This window comes from Staphylococcus durrellii (assembly GCF_015594545.1).
In the GTDB taxonomy this organism is placed as follows: domain Bacteria; phylum Bacillota; class Bacilli; order Staphylococcales; family Staphylococcaceae; genus Staphylococcus; species Staphylococcus durrellii.
The window spans coordinates 1-4,692 of the sequence record NZ_JADIIO010000003.1 but is presented as its reverse complement, the minus strand read 5'-3'; the positions used below and the strand labels follow the sequence as shown (position 1 = coordinate 4,692).

The 4,692-nt window shown below is 31.8% G+C and carries 7 protein-coding genes; all 7 read left to right on the top strand.

Annotated elements, in window-relative coordinates:
• The coding region (locus ISP02_RS13235) for a relaxase/mobilization nuclease domain-containing protein (protein WP_195721962.1) at positions 1-669 on the top strand (669 nt) is incomplete at its 5' end.
• Entirely contained in the window at positions 638-1,093 is a 456-nt protein-coding gene (locus tag ISP02_RS12890) for a DUF334 domain-containing protein (protein WP_150821994.1), read from the top strand. The genes ISP02_RS13235 and ISP02_RS12890, both read left to right, overlap by 32 nt.
• Before the next feature lie 773 nt (positions 1,094-1,866).
• Positions 1,867-2,811 carry a replication initiation factor domain-containing protein gene (locus ISP02_RS12885; protein WP_195721961.1) on the top strand — a complete coding sequence of 315 codons (945 nt, stop codon included), beginning with the start codon at positions 1,867-1,869 and terminating at the stop codon, positions 2,809-2,811.
• Between the two features lie 38 nt (positions 2,812-2,849).
• The gene (locus ISP02_RS12880; protein ID WP_195721960.1) at positions 2,850-3,554 is read left to right on the top strand and encodes a hypothetical protein; all 705 of its coding nucleotides are present in this window, start codon (positions 2,850-2,852) and stop codon (positions 3,552-3,554) included.
• Between the two features lie 298 nt (positions 3,555-3,852).
• Positions 3,853-4,236 (top strand): plasmid mobilization protein, encoded by a 384-nt coding sequence (locus ISP02_RS12875; RefSeq protein WP_195721959.1) that lies wholly within the window; start codon positions 3,853-3,855, stop codon positions 4,234-4,236.
• Complete coding sequence (locus ISP02_RS12870) at positions 4,218-4,427, top strand: hypothetical protein (protein WP_018615970.1); 210 nt, start codon at positions 4,218-4,220, stop codon at positions 4,425-4,427. Before ISP02_RS12875 ends, ISP02_RS12870 begins: the two co-directional genes overlap by 19 nt.
• Positions 4,414-4,692, top strand: a 279-nt coding sequence (locus ISP02_RS12865) for a relaxase/mobilization nuclease domain-containing protein (protein ID WP_195721958.1), incomplete at its 3' end; no start/stop codon positions are given. The genes ISP02_RS12870 and ISP02_RS12865, both read left to right, overlap by 14 nt.

Below are 4,692 nucleotides of genomic sequence, written 5' to 3'. Positions count from 1 at the left end.
CATACAGATAAAGACCATTATCATAATCATATTGTGATTAATTCAGTTGATCTAGAAACTGGAAAGAAATATCAAAGTAATAAAAAACAACGTGATTTAGTCAAAAAAGAAAATGACAATGTCTGTCGTGAACATGGTTTGAGTGTGACAGAACGTGGCACTGCAAAAATGAGATACACACAAGCAGAAAAAGGCATTGTGTTTGATAGAGAAAAATATTCTTGGAAAGATGAATTACGTGAATTGATTGAAAATGCAAAAGCACATACAAGCAATTTAGAGACGTTTTCAGAGCATTTAGAAGAAAACGGGGTAGAAGTTAAGCTTCGTGGCGAAACAATCTCATATAAGCCTGAAAATGCAAATAAATGGGTGCGTGGACGAACGCTAGGTTCAGATTATGAAAAAGGGGCGATTGACTATGAGCATGAAAGACATCAAGAACAACAAAGAGAATCCGAATATGCAGACGGATTTAAGGTCAACTGGGACGCAGTCGAGCAACACACAGAGCAACTTAAACAACGAAGAGTTGAACGAGCTCAAGAGACAAAACAAGCTAATCGTAAAATATCTAGCAGAGATACAAGAGAATCAGAAAATCAGAGAGAAAGAACACAAGGAAACAACGTCCGAATTGAAAGAGGCAACGAAGGAATTTCGAGATAAAAGCTTAAAGATTCGTAATGATTTTGTAGATGTACTTCAAGAAAAATTAAAACAGGTTGATACAGAAGAATTAAAAGATATATTAGGCAGAGATATTTACAGAGTACGAGAAGAAAATGACCGTATGTTGCAAGAAGTAAGAGCGTCACATGAACACTATAAAAAAAGACAAAAGCAATTATTTACAGGTATTGGGGCTATGTTATTAGTCTTTATGTTATTTGCTTTAATTATGACCATAGGCAGTGATTTTATGAGTTTCTTGCATGTAGATGTATTACAGAAAGCCATAGCGAGCAAAATAAGAGCGTCTGAGGGCTTTATGACATTTGTTTGGTATATTGCTTATGGTTTACCTTATATATTTGCTATAGGACTATTTATTGGCTTGTATGAATGGATTAGAGCAAGGTTTCACGATTAAAAAGTAATGTGATAAAGTTTGCTAAAAAGGAGGATATATTTTTTATGTGGTTACGTTTTTCTGTGCAATTAATTATGTCTGTTTTGATGTTTATTTTTATATATCAGCAAATAAACCAAAGTCATTTAGATTTTTGGTTTATTATTTATTTCTTAATTTTTATGGCTGTTGTTTTGTTTTGGAAGCCTTCAGCAAACAAAAAGTAGAACGCGCATTTATGCCGAGAAAATTTATTGAGCGTTGAGAAGAACCCTTAACTAAACTTGAAGACGAATGTCGGCATAGCGTGAGCTATTAAGCCGACCATTCGACAAGTTTTGGGATTGTTAAGGGTTCCGAGGCTCAACGTCAATAAAGCAATTGGAATAAAGCAGCGAAAGGAGTTGAAGAAAATGAGTGAGAAAACTAAGAAAAGTATTCGTATAGGATTATCATTTGCACAAGTGGTAGTACAATCATTAATAGTTTATTACGCTTATAAGCAATATAAATTAACTAAAGAAATGTAATTTTGATTATGTAATAAGTTTTGGTACTAAAAAAGACTTGATCTGATTAGACCAAGCCTTTTGATAGTGTTATATTAATAAACAAATAAAAAGAAGTCGCTCACGCCCCTACCAAAGTTTGTGAATGCGACTTACCTTAAAGAAAAACAGTTGATGTTTTTGTTCTTAATTTGTATATCTAGATATTAAACGATATTAGTTTATTCTTCAAGATATATATTCGGGTGAGCGACTTCTTAAATTAAATTAAGGAGTCGATTTTTTATGAGTAAAAATAATCACGCAAATCATTCAAATCACTTAGAAAATCACGATTTAGATAATTTTTCTAAAACCGGCTACTCTAATAGCCGGTTAAGTGTACATATTTGGGACACCCCCAATCCAAATTTAAGTTTTGATGCTATGACAATAGTTGGAAATCTAAACAAAAATAATGCACAAAAGCTGTCTGAATTTATGAGTTTGGAACCACAAATAAGACTTTGGGATATACTTCAAACAAAATTTAAAGCTAAGGCACTTCAAGAAAAAGTTTATATTGAATATGACAAAATAAAAGCAGATAGTTGGGATAGACGTAATATGCGTGTTGAATTTAATCCTAATAAACTTTCACATGATGAGATGTTATGGTTAAAACAAAACGTTATCGATTACATGGAAGATGATGGTTTTACAAGATTGGATTTAGCTTTTGATTTTGAAGACGATTTAAGCGACTACTATGCTATGTCAGATAAGTCACTTAAAAAAACAATATTTTATGGTCGTAGTGGTAAACCAGAAACGAAATATTTTGGTGTGAGAGATAGTGATAGATTTATTAGAATTTATAATAAAAAGCAAGAGCGTAAAGATAACGCAAATGTTGAAATTATCTCTGAACATTTATGGCGTATAGAAATTGAATTGAAAAGAGATATGGTGGATTACTGGAATGATTGTTTTAACGATTTACATATCTTGAAACCAGATTACTCAACTATTGAAAAAACTTCAGATCGTCATACAATTATGGCTTTATTATTTGATGAAAGTGAATGGGGGAAATTAGAACGTAAAAAGAAATATAGAATGCGTAAACTTATGTCTGAAATTTCTCCAATTGATTTAACTGAGTTAATGAAGTCAACTTTAAAAGAGAATGAAAAACAATTACAAAAACAGATTGATTTTTGGCAGCATAAATTTAAATTTTGGGATTGAATTATATTTTATATACATAGTTGAAAGGACGATATAATATGAAAAAAATTATTTTAACTCTATCAGTTTTTGGTTTGTTAGTGTTTTTAGCAGGTTGTAGTAATGGTTCAGAAGACCAAGATGATGATAGTTCCAGTGATAATAGCAAACTAGAAAATAAAGACAACAAAAAACAAAGTACTAGTGAAGAGGAAAGTAATAAATCGAATAGTGGTAATGATTTAGAAAATAACAATGAACAAGATAAGGAACAAAGTAATAATAAAAAACGCGAGAAAGAAAGTAATAGTAGTAATGAGAGTCAGCAAACTACTGACAAGAATAAAAGCTATTTAGATAATTTCAACTCGGAAGAAATTGAATATGCACGTGTCTGGTACCAATTAATATCTACTAAAAACGATTTAAAAGGAATTAAAAATGTATATGTTACAAAAATACCAAAAGGATCAAAAGTAAATCCGCAAGCTGAAAATAGTGCAGTTTATAAAACAGATGTTGTGAAATTAGAAGCTCCTATGAAAGCTGGTGGGTCAATAACATATAGTAGTAATGGTAATGGTACAATTAATGTTTATAATAATGTTCCTTATAAATGGGAAAGTCCACAAAATAGTGATTATAGTCAGATGGATAAAATAACGGAAAAAGCAATTGAGGATAACGTTGAAAAAATTTATATTAAACCCAACGATAATAAACAAGTAGCTAAATTAGCGAATAAAATTAAGTATAGTGAGTAGAAAGTATTAAAAATTAAATAATACTTTCTATATTTAGCAACCACATTTTTGGTTGCTGGTGTTTTGATTTTGAATTTGGTTTTGAACTATGAGTGGCTAGCATTTTGCCACTCATTTTTTGCGTTAGCAAAAACATAAAGGGTATGGGATATAATCCCATCAAGCCGGTATATTCAGAACGAAGTGGCTAGAATATACGACGCTTGCCAAACCACATTATGACTTGAAATTTTGTTGATTATCATATAATCTACAAACATAGAGAGTCATATATTTCGAAGAAACGTGGTGGGATTGAATGAGTGAACATGATAATAATTTGGCTAGCGATTTGTCTGTTGGGGGAAACCGAAAACCCAACCGCAAAGAGCCAAAACAAATTAGTTTCAGAGTGAGCGAATCCGAATATGAAAAGTTAAGGTCATCTGCCGAAACTTTGAATATGAGTGTGCCGAATTTTGTTAAGAAAAAGGCACATGGGAGTCGATTGGTAGCGCCCAAATTTGATAAAGAGACGCGACAATCGATTGCCAAAGATTTAAGTAAGTTAGGAGCAAACGTAAATCAAATTGCTAAATATTGTAATCAACACCAACATGAAACACCAAATTATGAAGGTTTAGAACACAATATTAAAGCTGTTCGTGAAAGGCTGAATGACATATGGCAAAGTCTAAATTAAGGCGTATTCTTATTACTTTATATTTAATAATTAGTGCTGGATTAATTATCTTTCTCTATGTACAGAATAATGCTTTCTTTGAAAATAAATGGGTAATAATAGCATTTTTTATTTATGTGATTATTTTTCGAATTATTATTGATGTTATAGCACCAAAACAGAAACGAAGTGATGATGATGGCAACAACTAAATTAGGTAATACCAAATCAGCAAGTCGAGCAATCAATTACGCAGAGAAACGTGCAGAAGAAAAAAGTGGTTTGAATTGTGATGTAGATTATGCGAAATCGGCTTTCAAACAAACAAGAGCCTTATATGGTAAAGAAGATGGGATTCAAGCACATACGGTTATTCAGTCTTTTAAACCTGGGGAAGTAACACCAGAACAATGTAATCAACTTGGCTTAGAACTTGCAGAAAAAATAGCACCGAATCATCAAGTAGCTGTTTATACG

Excerpts from the sequence above, each read along its gene's own strand:
- ISP02_RS12885 (WP_195721961.1), top strand. The coding sequence starts at position 1,867 with ATGAGTAAAAATAATCACGCAAATCATTCAAATCACTTAGAAAATCAC.
- ISP02_RS12880 (WP_195721960.1), top strand. The coding sequence starts at position 2,850 with ATGAAAAAAATTATTTTAACTCTATCAGTTTTTGGTTTGTTAGTGTTT.
- ISP02_RS12875 (WP_195721959.1), top strand. The coding sequence starts at position 3,853 with ATGAGTGAACATGATAATAATTTGGCTAGCGATTTGTCTGTTGGGGGA.
- ISP02_RS12870 (WP_018615970.1), top strand. The coding sequence starts at position 4,218 with ATGGCAAAGTCTAAATTAAGGCGTATTCTTATTACTTTATATTTAATA.